Source organism: Pseudoalteromonas sp. RWi3 (assembly GCF_054960735.1).
Genome location: NZ_JBHNYL010000001.1, coordinates 818,220 through 834,150, shown reverse-complemented (window position 1 = coordinate 834,150; position 15,931 = coordinate 818,220). Strand labels below are relative to the sequence as shown.

General features: G+C 41.2%; 19 protein-coding genes. 13 read left to right on the top strand and 6 right to left on the bottom strand.

All coding sequences use genetic code 11. The features are described 5' to 3' along the window. Positions 1-204 precede the first annotated feature (204 nt). Complete coding sequence (locus tag ACFI4Z_RS03630) at positions 205-549, top strand: cupin domain-containing protein (protein WP_462669347.1); 345 nt, start codon at positions 205-207, stop codon at positions 547-549. 89 nt (positions 550-638) lie between these two features. Here ACFI4Z_RS03630 and ACFI4Z_RS03625 read toward each other — a convergent pair whose 3' ends face one another. Further along, positions 639-2,087 carry a dihydrolipoyl dehydrogenase gene (locus tag ACFI4Z_RS03625; RefSeq protein ID WP_462669364.1) on the bottom strand — a complete coding sequence of 483 codons (1,449 nt, stop codon included), beginning with the start codon at positions 2,085-2,087 and terminating at the stop codon, positions 639-641. A gap of 126 nt (positions 2,088-2,213) precedes the next feature. Next, on the bottom strand, positions 2,214-2,942 hold the full coding sequence (locus ACFI4Z_RS03620) for a glutathione peroxidase (RefSeq protein ID WP_462669346.1): 729 nt from the start codon (positions 2,940-2,942) through the stop codon (positions 2,214-2,216). A gap of 111 nt (positions 2,943-3,053) precedes the next feature. Here ACFI4Z_RS03620 and ACFI4Z_RS03615 point away from each other — a divergent pair, with 111 nt between their 5' ends. Next, a complete protein-coding gene (locus ACFI4Z_RS03615) occupies positions 3,054-3,956 on the top strand; it encodes a LysR substrate-binding domain-containing protein (protein ID WP_462669345.1) in 903 nt (300 codons plus the stop codon). Here the strand turns inward: ACFI4Z_RS03615 and ACFI4Z_RS03610 are convergent. Continuing rightward, positions 3,940-5,130 carry a flagellar assembly protein T N-terminal domain-containing protein gene (locus ACFI4Z_RS03610; RefSeq protein WP_099296792.1) on the bottom strand — a complete coding sequence of 397 codons (1,191 nt, stop codon included), beginning with the start codon at positions 5,128-5,130 and terminating at the stop codon, positions 3,940-3,942. The genes ACFI4Z_RS03615 and ACFI4Z_RS03610 overlap by 17 nt on opposite strands. 139 nt (positions 5,131-5,269) lie before the next feature. On the opposite strand from ACFI4Z_RS03610, the gene ACFI4Z_RS03605 reads away from it, so the two are divergent. Next, positions 5,270-5,722 (top strand): LPP20 family lipoprotein, encoded by a 453-nt coding sequence (locus ACFI4Z_RS03605; protein ID WP_462669344.1) that lies wholly within the window; start codon positions 5,270-5,272, stop codon positions 5,720-5,722. A 72-nt stretch (positions 5,723-5,794) separates the two neighbouring features. On the opposite strand, the gene flgN is transcribed toward ACFI4Z_RS03605, so the two are convergent. The 3 genes from flgN to flgA form a co-directional block, all read right to left on the bottom strand. Continuing rightward, positions 5,795-6,226 (bottom strand): flagellar export chaperone FlgN, encoded by a 432-nt coding sequence (gene flgN / locus ACFI4Z_RS03600; RefSeq protein WP_462669343.1) that lies wholly within the window; start codon positions 6,224-6,226, stop codon positions 5,795-5,797. Then, a complete protein-coding gene (gene flgM / locus ACFI4Z_RS03595) occupies positions 6,219-6,533 on the bottom strand; it encodes a flagellar biosynthesis anti-sigma factor FlgM (RefSeq protein ID WP_099296789.1) in 315 nt (104 codons plus the stop codon). Before flgM ends, flgN begins: the two co-directional genes overlap by 8 nt. 78 nt (positions 6,534-6,611) lie before the next feature. Next, a complete protein-coding gene (gene flgA, locus ACFI4Z_RS03590; protein WP_462669342.1) occupies positions 6,612-7,319 on the bottom strand; it encodes a flagellar basal body P-ring formation chaperone FlgA in 708 nt (235 codons plus the stop codon). A 142-nt stretch (positions 7,320-7,461) separates the two neighbouring features. On the opposite strand from flgA, the gene ACFI4Z_RS03585 reads away from it, so the two are divergent. From ACFI4Z_RS03585 to ACFI4Z_RS03540, 10 genes are all read left to right on the top strand, one after another. Then, positions 7,462-8,394 carry a chemotaxis protein CheV gene (locus ACFI4Z_RS03585; protein WP_462669341.1) on the top strand — a complete coding sequence of 311 codons (933 nt, stop codon included), beginning with the start codon at positions 7,462-7,464 and terminating at the stop codon, positions 8,392-8,394. Positions 8,395-8,414: 20 nt separating this feature from the next. Continuing rightward, a complete protein-coding gene (locus tag ACFI4Z_RS03580) occupies positions 8,415-9,245 on the top strand; it encodes a CheR family methyltransferase (protein WP_099296786.1) in 831 nt (276 codons plus the stop codon). A 155-nt stretch (positions 9,246-9,400) separates the two neighbouring features. Then, entirely contained in the window at positions 9,401-9,811 is a 411-nt protein-coding gene (gene flgB, locus ACFI4Z_RS03575) for a flagellar basal body rod protein FlgB (protein WP_058559715.1), read from the top strand. 2 nt (positions 9,812-9,813) lie between these two features. Further along, on the top strand, positions 9,814-10,245 hold the full coding sequence (gene flgC / locus ACFI4Z_RS03570; RefSeq protein WP_462669340.1) for a flagellar basal body rod protein FlgC: 432 nt from the start codon (positions 9,814-9,816) through the stop codon (positions 10,243-10,245). 13 nt (positions 10,246-10,258) lie between these two features. Next, the gene (locus ACFI4Z_RS03565) at positions 10,259-10,939 is read left to right on the top strand and encodes a flagellar hook assembly protein FlgD (RefSeq protein ID WP_462669339.1); all 681 of its coding nucleotides are present in this window, start codon (positions 10,259-10,261) and stop codon (positions 10,937-10,939) included. A gap of 57 nt (positions 10,940-10,996) precedes the next feature. Then, positions 10,997-12,364: a flagellar hook protein FlgE gene (gene flgE, locus ACFI4Z_RS03560; protein WP_099296784.1), complete on the top strand. Its 1,368-nt coding sequence runs from the start codon at positions 10,997-10,999 to the stop codon at positions 12,362-12,364. A gap of 157 nt (positions 12,365-12,521) precedes the next feature. Beyond that, entirely contained in the window at positions 12,522-13,286 is a 765-nt protein-coding gene (locus ACFI4Z_RS03555) for a flagellar basal body rod protein FlgF (RefSeq protein ID WP_099296783.1), read from the top strand. Between the two features lie 21 nt (positions 13,287-13,307). Further along, positions 13,308-14,096, top strand: coding sequence for a flagellar basal-body rod protein FlgG (gene flgG / locus ACFI4Z_RS03550; protein ID WP_099296782.1), 789 nt, complete (start codon positions 13,308-13,310; stop codon positions 14,094-14,096). An 18-nt stretch (positions 14,097-14,114) separates the two neighbouring features. Further along, positions 14,115-14,798 carry a flagellar basal body L-ring protein FlgH gene (gene flgH / locus ACFI4Z_RS03545; protein WP_099296781.1) on the top strand — a complete coding sequence of 228 codons (684 nt, stop codon included), beginning with the start codon at positions 14,115-14,117 and terminating at the stop codon, positions 14,796-14,798. A 12-nt stretch (positions 14,799-14,810) separates the two neighbouring features. After that, the gene (locus ACFI4Z_RS03540; protein WP_135474804.1) at positions 14,811-15,905 is read left to right on the top strand and encodes a flagellar basal body P-ring protein FlgI; all 1,095 of its coding nucleotides are present in this window, start codon (positions 14,811-14,813) and stop codon (positions 15,903-15,905) included. Positions 15,906-15,931 lie beyond the last annotated feature (26 nt).

Here is a 15,931-nt window from a genome sequence, read left to right as displayed (position 1 = left end):
CATCATAACTTTAGTTGACCTATAATCATTGATTAAACGAAGCTAATTCGTTCAATTTTAGTTTTGTTCTTTATCTTCAATTTCACTGTTTTAGATTTCTATGCGCAATATCTGCGGTTCTGTTGTATGAACTAAATTTACTACCATTTTTAACGGTGATGTTTTACCTTGTTGCGCAGTAGCTTTTTAAGGGATAGCGAAAAAATGACAAGGCCTATTTCAATAGATAACGCGGAGCATTACAAATGGAATAATAACTGCGATGGTTGGCATTTGGTTAAAAGTGAAAAGTTGAGTGTGATTCAGGAGCGTGTACCAAGCGGTGCGTGTGAGCAGTCGCATAAACATGAGTTTGCTGAGCAGTTCTTTTTTGTATTAAGTGGGCAGGCGACTTTAGTAGTCGACTCAGTGACTCATGTATTAAACGCTCAGCAAGGTTTGCATGTGCCCGCGGGAATTGTTCATCAGCTATGTAATTATGGCGATGTTGATCTTGAGTTTATTGTTACCTCAACACCGCCAAGTCATGGTGATAAGGTGCTTGTTTAACATTTTATGGGAAGTCCTGTACTGTTAAATAAAAAAGGAAGCTGAGGCTTCCTTTTTGGTGTGCGTATTCTATTTTAACTATTTAAATCCTAAGCGCCTGGGCCACATTCCATACAGTGGTTGATGATTTCTGGGCCAAATTTAAGTTTGGCGTTTAAATCACGAAGGGCAGTGCGCAGGCCTTCTTCAATCACTGGGTGATAAAATGGCATATCAAGCATTTGCGGTACGGTCATTTTGTTTTGTACTGCCCATGCTAATAGGTGGGCGATGTGCTCTGCTTGTGGGCCTATGAACTCTGCGCCGATAAATAAACCGGTGCCTTGCTCTGCATATACACGCATATGACCTTTGTTTTTTAGCATTACACGGCTGCGGCCTTGGTTTTCAAAGCTAACTTCGCCGACTTCAAAACACCCACAATCACCTAATCGTTGTGTTATTTGTTTATAACTTTCACCTACCATGGCAATTTGTGGGTCGCTAAATACGGCGGAGATAGGCGCGCGGCGCAGGCCCGTTTGAACATGAGGAAAACGCCCCGCATTTTGCCCTGCGATAGTACCTTGGTCGCTTGCCTCGTGTAAAAGTGGGATCATGTTACTGGCGTCCCCGGCAATAAATATGTTTGAATCGCCACATTGCATGGTGTACTTGTGAGCAACAGGCACGCCGCGTTCATCAAGCTCAATCCCAGTGTTTTCAAGTCCGAGCTTGTCAGTGTTTGGTATGCGGCCTGTGGCGGCTAGTACATAATCAAATTGTTCCGTGTGCTTTTGACCGTTTTTATCTTCAAAGGTAAGCTGTGCTTTATCGCCCACTTTTTTCATGTCAGATACGTTTGAGTCGGTATCAACAAAGAACTCTTCAGCAAATACAGTATTAGCATAATCTTTGATAACAGGGTCGGTAATGGGGCCTATAGCGCCGCCTACACCAAATAGTTTTACCTTAACGCCTAAGCGATGTAATGCTTGGCCTATTTCAAGGCCAATAACACCAGGGCCGAACACGGCAACGGATTCTGGTAAGTCTTGCCAATCAAATACGTCGTCGTTGATGATGAGCCTGTCGCCAAAGTTATTAAAGACGCCTGGGTATGCAGGGCGCGAACCTGTAGCAATAACAAAACGCTTAGCGGTGATTATTGTGTGGTCGTCAATTTGAACGCGGTTGGTATCCAAAAACTTTGCGTAGCCACGAATTTTATCTTCACTGGGGATGTCATCGACGGCCTCAACAACAAAGCCAACAAAACGGTCACGTTCATTACGTACGCGTGCCATGACCTCAACGCCGTTGATTGTAGGTTTTGAGCTGTGTACACCAAAAGCGGGTGCGGTTTCGATTGAGTGAGCAGCCTCAGCTGCAGCAATTAATAGTTTACTAGGCATACAACCTACACGGGCACACGTTGTGCCATATTGGCCTGCTTCAATCATTAGTACGTTAGGCGTGTGTTGTTTTGCGTTACGGTATGCGCTTAAGCCTGCTGTACCAGCACCAATTACAACAACATCTGTATTTAGTTCTTTCATGGTGATGTCCTCAATACCAATTTTATTAAAAAACTGGCTTTCAAAATAAGTTAATAAAATAGGTACGTCAAAGGGTGAAAGTAGGGGCATGAATGCCCCTAATTATGTGCTTAAAGGATTACTTAATTAAGCAAAGTATTTTTCTAAATCGTCAGAGCCACCAATGTGTTTTCCGCCGATAAATACTTGTGGTACGGTCTCGCGGCCTGAAATAGCTTTAAGGCTTGTTAGTGATGCACCTGCACCCATAGTGATTTCTTCAAATACTAGGCCTTTTTCTTCAAGTAATGCCTTTGCTTTTGTGCAGAACGGGCAACCTGGTTTAGTAAATATGCTTACCGCTTCTGGTTTTACTTGCTCAGGATTGATGTAATCAAGCATGGTGTCAGCGTCTGATACTTCAAACGGGTCGCCTGGTAAGTCTGGCTCGATGAACATTTTGTCAATCACGCCGTCTTTAACCAGCATCGAATAGCGCCAGCTACGTTTGCCAAAACCTAGGTCATTTTTGTCTACTAACATGCCCATGCCGTCAGTAAATTCACCGTTACCATCTGGTAGTAAGGTAATGTTTTGTGCTTCTTGGTTTTGAGCCCATGCGTTCATTACAAAGGTGTCGTTTACTGATACACATACTATGTCATCAACGCCGTTTTGCTTTAGTACACCCGCAAGCTCGTTATAGCGTGGTAAGTGAGTTGATGAACACGTTGGTGTGAATGCACCTGGTAGTGAAAACACAACGACAGTTTTACCTTTAAAAACGTCGTCTGATGTAACTGATTTCCATTCATCGTTTACGCGAGTTGCGAATGTAACTTGTGGAATTGTTTGACCTTCAATATTGTTTAACATGTTTTTAGTTCCTCTTGATTTGTTGATAGCCATTATGTCGTGAAAGTTACAATAGCTCCAATCGTTTGTTTGTATTAATATGATAGGTATTAACTATCATTAAGGCGTGTTATGAATTTAAAAGATCTTGAATATGTTAAAGCGGTTGCTCACTTTAAACATTTTCGTAAAGCGGCTGATGCATGTTTTGTTAGCCAGCCTACGTTAAGCGGGCAAATCAAAAAACTAGAACAAGAGCTTGGCGTAACCTTATTTGACCGTTCTACCAAGCAAGTTACCCTAACTACTCACGGTGAACGTTTGTTGCCACAAGTTGAGTTAGTGCTAGAGCAGGCTAAAATTTTAAAAGAGCAGGCGGCAACATCTGATACGCCATTACAAGGTAGGGTAAAAATAGGGATAATCCCAACTATTGCCCCTTATTTATTACCCACGTTACTTACCTCAATGAAAGAAGCATTTACCCAGAGCCAGTTTACTTTTGTTGAAATGCAAACTCACACTATCTTAGCCGCGCTTGATAGTGGTGAAGTTGATATTGCGATATTAGCAGATGTGCCTGAACTTAAGCTTTATCATACGGTTAATTTATATAAAGAAGATTTTTTAGTGGCTTTGTCATTGCAAAACAAGTTGGCTAATCGCGGTAAAATAGCATTGGATGAGTTAAAAGCATGTAACTTATTAATGCTTAGTGATGGGCACTGCTTTAAAGATCAGGCGCAACAATTTTGCTTTGCAGCTGGGGTTGATGTTTCTAGTGAGTATCAAGGCAATAGTTTAGAAACATTGCTGGCATTAGTGGCGATGGATGACGGTGTAACGTTTGTGCCAAAGCTTGCATGTGTTGAGCGCACAGGCATTATTTACTTACCCATATTTCCGACTCAACAACGTTCGGTTGTTATGGCATCACGTAAGCACTACCCGCACTTGGCTGGTGTTGAACTATTAGCTAAATGGCTAAGCGAACACCCTGGTTTGTGCCAGCAACTAACTAAAGCGCTAGATTAGCCAATTCTACTACGTCATTTATTTGAATATTAGGCAGTGGTTGTTTATCAATACTTTGTGCAATAGCGCTTTGTTGGTAAACCTGCTGAATTTGAACCTGATTGAGTGTGGTGATCATGTTTGGCATTTTATTACCCGCGGCATCCGTTAAGTAATTGTGGTGCGCAACGTTTAGTATTTGGCCCTTTTCTATTCCGTGTGCTTTGCCTAAATTAATAACCAATTTATCGTTTTCAATATGTAGAATTTTGCCTTGGGTCTCAAGGCAGGCCATGGCAGCTTGTAAATCGTAGCTGAGTGTTTGGTTTATGTCCGTTATGGTTTGTCCGTAGTCAGATCCCCAAAAGTTTTCGCTGTATACATCGATACGGTCTGTTTTTTCAAATGGCCAAATACCTTTTCCGCGATAGCTTTTTTGCCATAGGCGTTCGTATGTGGTGCCATCAAATAATACAAAGTCGATATTGTAAGCGCGTTGGTAACTTTCATCTTGCCAGAAGGCATAATCGTTATTGAGTTTTTCACTATTCGATATATCTACAAGCTGGCTTAGTAATACGTATTGCGAGTTGCTGCGTGTGGCAATCTCTTCAAGTAAAGCATTGCTGTAATCGTATTGTTGTGTAAAAAACTCACCAACGCGAATTGGAAAGTTAAAATACGCAGTTGGGCGTGTACTAATAGGGGAGTTACTCAGTGTTTTATATAAGTTTTCGCTGCTTGCTTTGCTAATGTCAAAAATTTGACCAAGTTTGGCTTGTTCACGATGCTTAAGTTGCGTTTGGGTGATGGCTACAAACTTATTAAAACTGCTTGCTGGGCACTGTTCTTGTTGTGGGAATATGTCTAAGCGAAGGGTGACTGCAAATTGGTCGCCGCGGCGGTCTTCACTGATCATTTCAATTTTTTGAATTTCACCATGGCTGTTTATTTTTAACTGGTCTTGGGTGAGAACGCCATCGACTAAGGTTTGCATAGAGGTTACGCGTGCTCCCGAAAAAACCAACGCTTGGGTTATCGCATCTTTTATTGCAACTGACTTAGCTCGTGAAATGTCATCATTTTGAATGTTTGCATGGCCTGTAGACTCAAACCATTGTGCATAGGACGCTGAGCTTACACATAAGGTAAGCCATGTAGCCGCACTAAGGGCACAGTTTAAAAGTTTGTTCATCGCTAGATTCCACGCTAATGTATTTTTTAATTAACTTACATACGCAAGGAATATACCAATAGTTACAAGGTGTGAATATATCATGGCACTAATCATGCATTGAAAGAAGTCATTATTTTTGTAGTTTAATGTGGGTCTTATGCGTACAACACTCTTTTTTATAGCAACAGTGAGCTTAGCTGGTTGTAGTAGCGTTTTTGATAAACATATTCAGTATAAATACGTTGAGCCTGATAGCTACCCTGTATTAAAGGCTATTGGTTATGCGCCTATAAGTGCTCAACCTGGAGACAATGATACACAGCGCTCATTAATGGCATTAAAAGCATCTAAACTCGAAGCATACCGTGAGCTTGCTGAGCAAGTGTATGGGCAAAAGATTACCGCAGGAACGACTGTAAAGGGTAGCATCGCGCAAAACGATCAATTACAAAGCCAAGTCCAAGGCATTATCAAAGGTGCGCAAGTTATTAAAAGTTACCCAGTTGGCGACAGTTATGCTACTGAGCTGAGACTGGATATGAAACGCGTACACGATTTATATATTGGTGAGATCAAACCACGAGAAGTAAAAAAAGTGACTTACTATTAAGCAAATTAAAAATCCGGTAAATAACTAAAGTGCTAACAGGGGGGTTAACGTGCTCAATGTGAGCGCTGAGGTTTAAGCTTTTAGGTTGTGAACTAACGTACTACTGCCATGAACAACACTACCACCTTGGTCATAAGTCATCGATGTTGGAGCACCAATTAATATATCCTTGAGTTGCTTAACGCTTAGTTGCGCTTGATGAGCTGCATGGGCATTAATGTCATTCTTCTTTTTACAGGTTTCTAGGTGCGAGCGAACAGAACTGATTAGTTCTTCTACCTCATCTGACTTAGTATCATTTGAATTAAGTAGCGTACTGAGTTCTTTATCAAGAGTCTGGATTGTATTTAAAAAGGATAACTTTTGCTTTGCAATGTCTTTAAGGCCATTACCACGACGTGATGCAATTGCCGTAAGTTCATCGTCAAGCACTTCAATGAGTGACACTAAGCAATTTAACTGCATGGTGAGTTTTGATGCAATTAGACTGTTGTGATCAGCCATATACATCAAACTCGAACGCTGCAATATTCTTAGCTAACTTTTCAGCATCAATTTGGTATTTACCTTCACTGATCGCTTTTTTAAGCTCTGCAACTTTATTGCTATCAAAACCAGAAGATTGCTGTGCTTTGTCTTGGAGTGATTTCAATTGTTGAGCTTGTGGCGTTAAGCTAACCGAGTCTGCGGTTGCCTTAGGCGCAGTTGTTTGAGCTGTATTTGCATTATTGTTTTGCAAATCAACCTTTTGCTGTTTAGTGTTAGCCAGCACATTAGCCTGTTGCTGACCTTTATTTACTTGGCTTACCATGATTATAACCTATACAGAATCCAACACATGCCTATTTATCGGCATCTATGTTTAATACTTTAGCATAAATTTGAAAATTTAAATATTAACCTGCACAGACTCAACACCGTCGACACGGGCATTTAAAACTTTCCCTGATTTCGCATTTTTAACTCTTACCTGCTCACCTAATGTACCATCTTCGAGCGCTAAACCGGAAGTTTTTATTTTTAAACCGCGTATTGTCGCAACAATACTGACGTTATCGCCTTTACACACCATGCATAATTGGCTTAAAACAATCGGTAAACCACTGCGAATATTTCTTTTGCTGCGGCTGCCAATAAGGTGCTGTGTGTCTTGTACATGCTGTACTCTGACAAAATGTTTTGGCTTCATCTCTATACTGAGGTGGTGCGCCTGAATGACCTCACCTCGTGATAAGTGCTCTGATGCAACAACCATGGGGGCCAATTCAACTATTCTAACATGTACGTATTGGCTCCAACCTTGTACATCTTCACAGCTAAGCTGCACAGTAACTTGTCTATTAAATGGGGGCTCTGATGGAGTATTTAATTGCAATGCGTTTTCGCAGTACCTATCAGCAATACGGCTGTCTAACTCAAGTGTAGTTATTTGAGTATACTCATCACTTTTTGCAGGAAGCTGCTGCTTAATGTATGAAGCTGCTAACGTTTGTAGTTTTTCTTTGCTATACATTTGCCCATACGCAGGTGAAACCACGCATAAGCTGGCAAGAAAATAAAAAACATTGTATCTTCGGCTTTTATTTAACAAACTCATAATGTTTCGACTATGCTTATTGTTGAAAACAGGGTATAAATATTTAGCGTCAAATTTTAGACGCTCCCGCAATGTTATGTAGCTTTATTAGAAGAAAGCAATTATTGTTCCGCTTATTAAAAGCTTTCTTTAGGAGATTGAAATGGCAGGCATTTTAGACTCAGTAAACCAGCGAACTCAGCTGGTTGGGCAAAACCGTCTTGAATTATTATTATTCAAATTAAAAGGGCGGCAGCGCTTTGGTATTAACGTGTTTAAAGTGAGAGAAGTACTGCAATGCCCTCCTTTAACAAATATGCCTAAATCAAATTCGTATATTCGAGGCGTTGCGCATATTCGTGGACAAACTATTTCGGTAATTGACTTATCAATGGCAGTGGGCGGCCCTGCAATTGAAAATATTAAAGACAGTTTTATTATCATCGCTGAATATAACCGCTCCGTGCAGGGCTTTTTAGTCGGTGGCGTTGAGCGTATTGTGAATATGAATTGGGAAAAAATTATGCCACCGCCATCTGGTGCTGGTCGGTATTCATATTTAACAGCGGTTACTGAAATTGAAAACGAACTTGTTGAAATTCTTGATGTAGAAAAAATCTTAAACGAAATTTGCCCGGTTAACACAGAAGTTAGTGCAGACATTGCTAACGATGGCGAAATTCAAAAAGACTTAGGTGAACGTATTGTGTTTATCGCAGATGATTCTGCGGTGGCGCGTAATCAAGTTAAGCGTGCACTTGAGCCGTTAGGTGTTCAAACAGAGCTAGCTAAAAATGGTAAAGAAGCGCTTATTCGATTAAAAGAAATTGCTAAACTTGATTGCAAAAATGATATTACTGAACGTGTTGGTTTGTTGATTTCTGATGTTGAGATGCCTGAAATGGATGGTTACACCTTAACCGCAGAGATTAAGGCTGATCCAAAGCTTGCGCCTTTACATGTTATTCTTCATACATCTTTGAGTGGTGTTTTTAATCAGGCGATGATTGAAAAAGTAGGTGCCGATGACTTTATTGCTAAGTTCAATCCAGATGAATTAGCAACTGCGGTGAAAAAGTGGGTTCATTGTGACTAATTCGAACAGGTGGTGTTACTTTGGAAAATAAGCATTTACAGCAGGGCGAATATGATCAGTTTCGCACGTTTTTAGAACAGCAGTGCGGTATTGTTTTAGGTGATAATAAGCTTTATTTAGTTAAAAGCAGGCTGGCACCTTTAATGGTGCGCTTTAAGGTTGAGTCTCTTTCTGAGCTTGTGAGTAAAACACTTAGTCCTCATGAGCGTCAGCTTAGAGCTGCCGTGGTTGATGCGATGACCACAAATGAAACGCTGTGGTTTAGAGATCAGTATCCATTTGATTTATTACAAAGCAAATTGTTTCCAGAGCACAAAGAGCTTAGGCGTCCGCTTAAAATATGGTCTGCTGCGAGTTCTTCTGGTCAAGAACCCTATTCTATAGCAATGTCTGTTGCTGAGTTTCAAGCAAAGCAGCCTGGTGTATTGAAAATGGGCGCGCAAATCATTGGTACAGATATATCTAACACTATGCTTGATATGTGCAAGCATGGTGAGTATGACTCGCTTGCGTTGGCACGAGGGCTTTCTGCTGAAAGACGTAAAAAGTTTTTTAAAGACACTGGCAATGGCATGGCTCAAGTTACTGATCCTATAAAAAAGCTAACGAGTTTTAGGCACCTTAACTTGCTTGATTCTTATGCTTTGATGGGCAAGTTCGATATTATATTTTGCCGCAATGTGTTGATTTATTTTTCGCCTGAAGTCAAAGCGAAAATTATTGCGCAATTTGCTCAAGCTCTGAACCCGAAGGGGTACCTTTTCTTAGGTGCCTCAGAATCTATGTCTGGCTTAAGTACTGAGTTTGATATGGTGCGTTGTAACCCCGGTATTATTTATCAAAAAAAGTAAACTGACCTTTTTGACAATGGTTACATTCTAAACAATGGCGCTTTCAGCGCCGTTTTCTTTTTATAAATTAGTAGTTTACTCCTTCCTTTATGTTGTCAATTAAACTGGCTCATCTTTTGCATTAATCAACTCAAGTCAAATTTTTGGAGATGGTTATGGCTATCAGTTTTGATAAAGCATTTGGGGTGCATCCCCATGCAATGTTGATCCGTTCTCAACGTGCCGAATTATTAGCAACCAATATTGCCAATGCTGATACGCCTGGCTACAAAGCAAAAGATGTCGATTTTGCCTCCGCCTTAAAAGCGGCAAAAAGCAACCAGCAGGGCGGCAATAACATGGTAACGACCAATGCAAAGCACATCGCTGGTGGAAGCCGCTATGTAGGTAACGCAGAAATGTTTCGCTCGCCAAATCAAGCAGATACGGGTGATGGTAACTCAGTAGATATACAGGTGGAACGAAACTTGTATACACAGAACTCATTAGAGTATCAGGCAAGCCTACAATTTATGAGTGGTAAAATTAAAGGCCTTAAAAAAGCCCTCGGTAGTCAAGGAGCTTAAGCATGAGTTTATATAACGTTTTTGATATTTCAGGTACCGGTATGAGTGCACAGAATGTGCGCTTAAATACAACAGCCAGTAACATCTCGAATGCTAATACTATTAGCTCAAGCCAAGACAAAACCTACCGGGCACGCCACCCAGTGTTTGCTGCAGAGCTTACAAAAGCTTCAGCATCGCAAATTAATATGCAGGGTTCGTCTGTTGGCGTTAAAGTGTTGGGTGTCGTAGAGAGCGATAAACCATTACAGATTGAATATAACCCTAATCATCCTAGTGCGGATGAGAATGGTTATATCTACAAACCTAACGTAAACGTAGTAGAAGAAATGGCTAATATGATTTCTGCCTCACGCTCTTATCAAACAAATGTGCAAGTTGCAGATGCAGCAAAGCAAATGTTAAGTAAAACACTGTTGCTTGGGCAGCGGTAATTGAGGAAAAGTTATGAGTAACGATATCAGTGCAACGTCGTCGACTTATCTAGATTCGTTAAAGTGGCAAGATAAACAAGTTTCGACTGAAGAAAAGAGTGATGAGTTAACACAAGAAGATTTCTTTTCCTTGTTAACACAGCAGCTGTCATTTCAAGATCCAAGCAAGCCAGCTGACAACGATCAAATGATTGCGCAAATGACTAATTTTACTATGGCAGAAGGTATTTCAAACCTTAATAGTAACTTCCAATCACTTGCAGCATCGATGACATCTAATTCGGCGTTACAGGCTTCAACTTTAGTAGGCAAGCAAGCATTACTTGAATCTGATTCGCTAGATTTAGCAGCTGGTAGAGATGCTAAAGGCACTATCGTTGCCCAAGAGCCGGTAGACAATTTAACGTTACGGATTGAAGATTCCTCAGGTCAATTAGTTCGTACAATTGAATTTGGTTCACAACCTCCTGGTGCCGTGCGCTTTGAATGGGATGGTAAAAACTCTGAGGGTGAAGAATTACCCGATGGTGAATATACCGTAAAAGCAGAGGGCCAAATGGGAGGGGATTTCACGAGTTTACCCATTGCAACTTTCAAAAATATTGAAAGCGTAAATGTTAATGGTGCCAACGGGATCATTATTAATACTAAAGAAGGTGCGGTTAGGCTAACTGACGTAGCAGAAATCGCGTAAAAATTAATTATTAGTTAGCCTTCTTCCGGCTACACATTCATAAATTAGAGGTGAATTATGAGCTTCAATATTGCACTTACAGGCATTGCAGCCGCTCAAAAAGATTTGGACGTAACAGCAAATAATATTGCTAACGTTAACACAACTGGTTTTAAAGAGTCGCGCGCTGAATTTGCAGATGTGTATGCATCATCTGTATTTAGTTCGGGTAAAACAAAAAATGGTGATGGTGTTCAAACCACTATGGTTGCGCAACAATTTCACCAAGGGTCACTTAAGTTTACTCAAAACTCGCTTGATTTAGCGATTACAGGTGAAGGTTACTTTGCCATGAGTGAAGACTTAGGCGCACAGGATTTTACTTACACTCGTGCGGGTGCATTTAAGTTAAACCAAGATAACTTTATCGTTGATGCTAAAGGTAACTTTTTGCAGGGTTTTCCTGTTAATGAATCAACGGGTGACACGACGTCGGTAAGTTTAAGTACGTCTTCTGCACTACAGATCCCAGATTCGTCAGGTTCACCTCGTGCAACAACAAACGTTTACAGCTCATTCAATCTAGATTCGCGTTCAACTGCGCCATCAATTACGACTTTTGACCCTACGGTGAGTGCATCATACAACAGCTCAACATCAACAACAGTATTTGATTCACTAGGTGAGCCGCATGTATTGCAGTTTTTCTTCGTGAAAACCGATGCTGCAGTGACGGGTAACGAGAATGAGTGGCAAGTTCATGCAACACTCGATGAGAAAGTGTTTAACCCAGCGGGTGCTGAAGAAACAGCCCCTCCATATACACCAATTTCTACCTTCCAATTTGATGCCAGCGGTTTACCATTAAACACAGATGGTACACCAAATACAGATACAACTTTCAATCCGATAGCGATCCCTGGCGGCGGTGGCGGTGTAGCGGGTTTATCAGATTTATTGACGAACGGTGCTAGTTTCCCTGATGACGTTGAAGTAAATTGGCGTGATGAAGCGGGTACTGCGAATAAAATCCCTACCCAGTATGCGAGTAACTTTGAAGTGAAAGCGCTTGACCAAGATGGTGCGACAGTTGGCCGCTTGGCAGGTATTGATATTGGTACAGATGGTAAGGTTGTTGCGTCATACAGTAATGGTGACACTTCTTTCTTAGGCCAAGTGGCAATGGTTCGTTTTTCTAACTCACAAGGTTTAGCACAAGTGGGTGACACGGCATGGAAGAAAAGCTTAACGTCAGGTGAGCCAATTGCTGGTGAGCCAGGTTCAGGTACGTTAGGTTCAATTAATTCATCAGCGCTAGAGCAATCAAATGTTAATTTGACTAATGAACTAGTAGACCTAATTAGTGCTCAGCGTAACTTCCAGGCAAACTCACGTGCACTAGAAGTTAATTCTACACTACAACAAAATATCCTGCAGATTCGTTAATAGCTTAGCGCTTTACTGCATTGCAATAATCCGACACCGAGGCTGCCCTTTATGGCAGCCTTTTTTGTATCTTAGATTTAATAAAGGGGGTGTCAAATTATTGTGGCACTTATTTTGCATTTATACTTAATATAGATTTTTATCGCGAGTCGATGTTATGGATAAGATGGTTTACATTGCAGCGTCAGGGGCTAAGCAGAGTATGCGGGGCCTTGCGCTCAAAGCAAATAACTTAGCAAATGCCAACACCACAGGCTTCAAGGCCGACTTTGCACAAGCAAGGTCAATGCAAGCATTTGGTGAAGGCCTCCCTACACGTGTGTTTTCTATGCAAGAACGACCAGGTTCAAACATGACTTCGGGCGGCGTTGTTGAAACTGGCCGAGACCTTGATATTGCGTTTAGTGATAAAGGTTGGTTAACCGTTCAAGATGCTTCAGGCAATGAAGCCTACACTAAAGTGGGGACGTTAAATATCACGCCAGATGGTGCGTTAGTAACGAGCCACGGACGCCAAGTAGTTGGCGCCGGTGGTCCCATTATTTTGCCATTGCCAGTGGAAAAGGTGGAGTTTAGTGATGATGGCTCAATTCAAGTAAGGCCCCAAGGGGCGCCGGCAAACTTTTTAGAGGTGGTTGATCGTCTAAAAGTTATTGAAGCTAATAATAGCCAGCTTGAAAAAGGTAATGACGGTCTATTTAGACCAAAGCAAGATAAATTAGTTGATGACCTATGTGGATTTTGTGAAATATCGCAAAACGTCAAAGTTATGAGTGGCACGTTAGAAATGTCTAATGTGAATCCAGTGCATGAAATGGTCGATATGATAAGCCATCAACGCCAATTTGAATTACAACTTAAGTTAATGAAAACAGCAGAAGAAATTGACGAACGTCATACCCAGTTGCTGCGCATTGTTTAACCTAATTGAGAGGACATTAGTATGAATCCTGCATTGTGGATCAGTAAAACGGGCTTAGATGCCCAACAAACCGATATATCGGTGATCTCAAATAACTTAGCTAATGCCAGTACCATAGGGTACAAAAAAAGCCGCGCAGTATTTGAAGATTTACTTTATCAAAATATAAACCAACCTGGTGGGCGTTCATCGCAAGATACTGAAATGCCATCTGGCTTAATGTTGGGTGCTGGTGCAAAAGTTGTCGCAAACCAAAAGAACTTTTCTCAAGGTAACATGCTTACTACTGAAAACTCATTGGATTGGATGATCTCAGGCCCTGGGTTTTTCGAAGTGCTTCAGCCTGACGGAAATATTGCTTATTCTCGTAATGGCCAATTTACCACCGATGAAGATGGTCGAATTGTTACAGCGGGCGCTGGTTTTCCTGTGCAACCAGAAATGAACGTACCTGACGATGCACAATCAATTACGGTGTCACAAGATGGTGAAGTTTCAGTTAGTATCGCAGGCCAGCCAGATAACGTGGTTATTGGACAATTGACAATCAGTGACTTTATTAATCCATCAGGCCTTGAGCCAGTTGGGCAAAACCTTTACACCGAAACGGCTGTTAGTGGCGCACCAGTTCAAGGTAACCCTGGCATTGATGGCTTAGGTGCGATTGTGCAAGGTTCACTCGAAACATCTAATGTAAACGTGACGGAAGAGCTGGTGAACTTAATTGAAACACAGCGTATTTATGAAATGAATTCAAAAGTGATTTCGGCGGTTGATGAAATGCTTAGCTATGTTAACCAACAGCTTTAAAGTGTAAGGGGTTATGTGATGCGTACTTTTATTATTGCCTTAAGTGGTGCATGTTTATTGAGTGGTTGTGTGACGACACAAAATACCCATGTGGTTCAAGACGATCCTTACTATGCGCCAATGTACCCAGAGCCAGTTACGGAACAAATTGTGCCTACAGGGTCATTATTTGACACCTATTCAGCCAATGATCTCTACTCAGATAAAAAAGCTTTAAGAACAGGCGATATAATCACTGTTAAGCTTCAAGAGTCGACGCAAGCATCAAAAGCGGCGAAAACAGAAACTGATAAAGAAAGTAATGCCAGCTTAGACCCCGTTATTGGTCTTGGTGGCTTACCAGTCAATATTGGCAATGAAAGTATTCAATTTGGTGTTGGTTCGGACTCCTCATTTACAGGGGATTCAAAGTCGAATCAATCTAATAGCTTATTTGGTGATATTTCTGTCAATGTGATGCGTGTCTTACCTAACGGTAATCTAGTTATCCGTGGTGAAAAGTGGCTTACATTAAACACTGGTGAAGAATTTATCCGTTTAGAAGGGCTTGTAAGGCCTCAAGATGTAACTGCCGATAACACGGTGACATCAAATCGAATTGCCAACGCACGTATCCAATACTCTGGTAAAGGGCAAATGCAAGAGACACAAAGCGCCGGCTGGCTAACTCAGTTCTTCAGTAGTGCGTTATTCCCTTTTTAAAGGAAAGTGGTTATGAACGGTTTTAAAGTTTTTTTAAGTATTTGCCTACTCTGTTGGCATTTTGGTGCCGCTGCAGAGCGCATTAAAGACGTTTCAATGGTTGAAGGTGTAAGAGCAAATCAGTTAATAGGCTATGGCTTGGTTGTTGGTTTACCGGGCACAGGCGAGCAAAGCCGCTTTACTGAACAAAGCTTTAAAGCCATGTTAAATAGCTTTGGTATTACTATGGCTAGTAATTTAAAACCAAAGATAAAAAATGTTGCTGCGGTGGCTGTACATGCAGAGCTTCCTCCTTTTAGAAAGCCGGGCCAAATGATTGATATAACTGTGTCGTCAATTGGTAGTGCAGGTAGTTTACGCGGAGGTACATTACTGCAAACATTCCTAAAAGGGGTTGACGGTAATACGTATGCAATTGCACAAGGTAGCTTGATTGTAGGCGGTTTGGGAGCGGAAGGTGCTGATGGTAGCCGAGTTGTAATCAACACGCCAACTGTAGGTCGTATTCCAAATGGCGCAATTATTGAACGGGCAATTAAAAGTCCTTTCATGCAAGGTGATTACATTACGTTTAATTTAAATCGCCCTGATTTTACTACCGCAAAGCGTTTAGAACAGACAATTAATGATTTAGTTGGCCCTGACAGTGCTCAAGCAATTGATGCTGCTTCTATTCGTGTTTTAGCACCTCGTGACGCATCTCAACGTGTGGCGTATTTATCAACACTTGAAAATTTAGAATTCAAGCCTGCTGATACGTCGGCTAAAATTATTGTTAACTCACGAACGGGCACCATTGTTATTGGTAAAAATGTGAAGTTACAACCTGCGGCTATTACCCATGGTGGGCTTACGGTTACGATAGCAGAGCAACAAAATGTATCGCAACCTAATCCATTAAGCGAGGGTGAAACGGTTGTAACCAATCAAACAATTATTGATGTTAATGAAGATGACTCACGTGCATTTGTATTTAACCCAGGTGTAAGCCTTGATGATTTAGTGAGAGCAATTAATGAGGTTGGCGCCGCTCCTGGTGATTTGATGGCAATTCTTGAAGCACTCAAAGAAGCAGGTGCTATTAATGGCCAACTCGTTGTTATTTAGTTTTAAGCACTCCCTTAGTTTTGAAA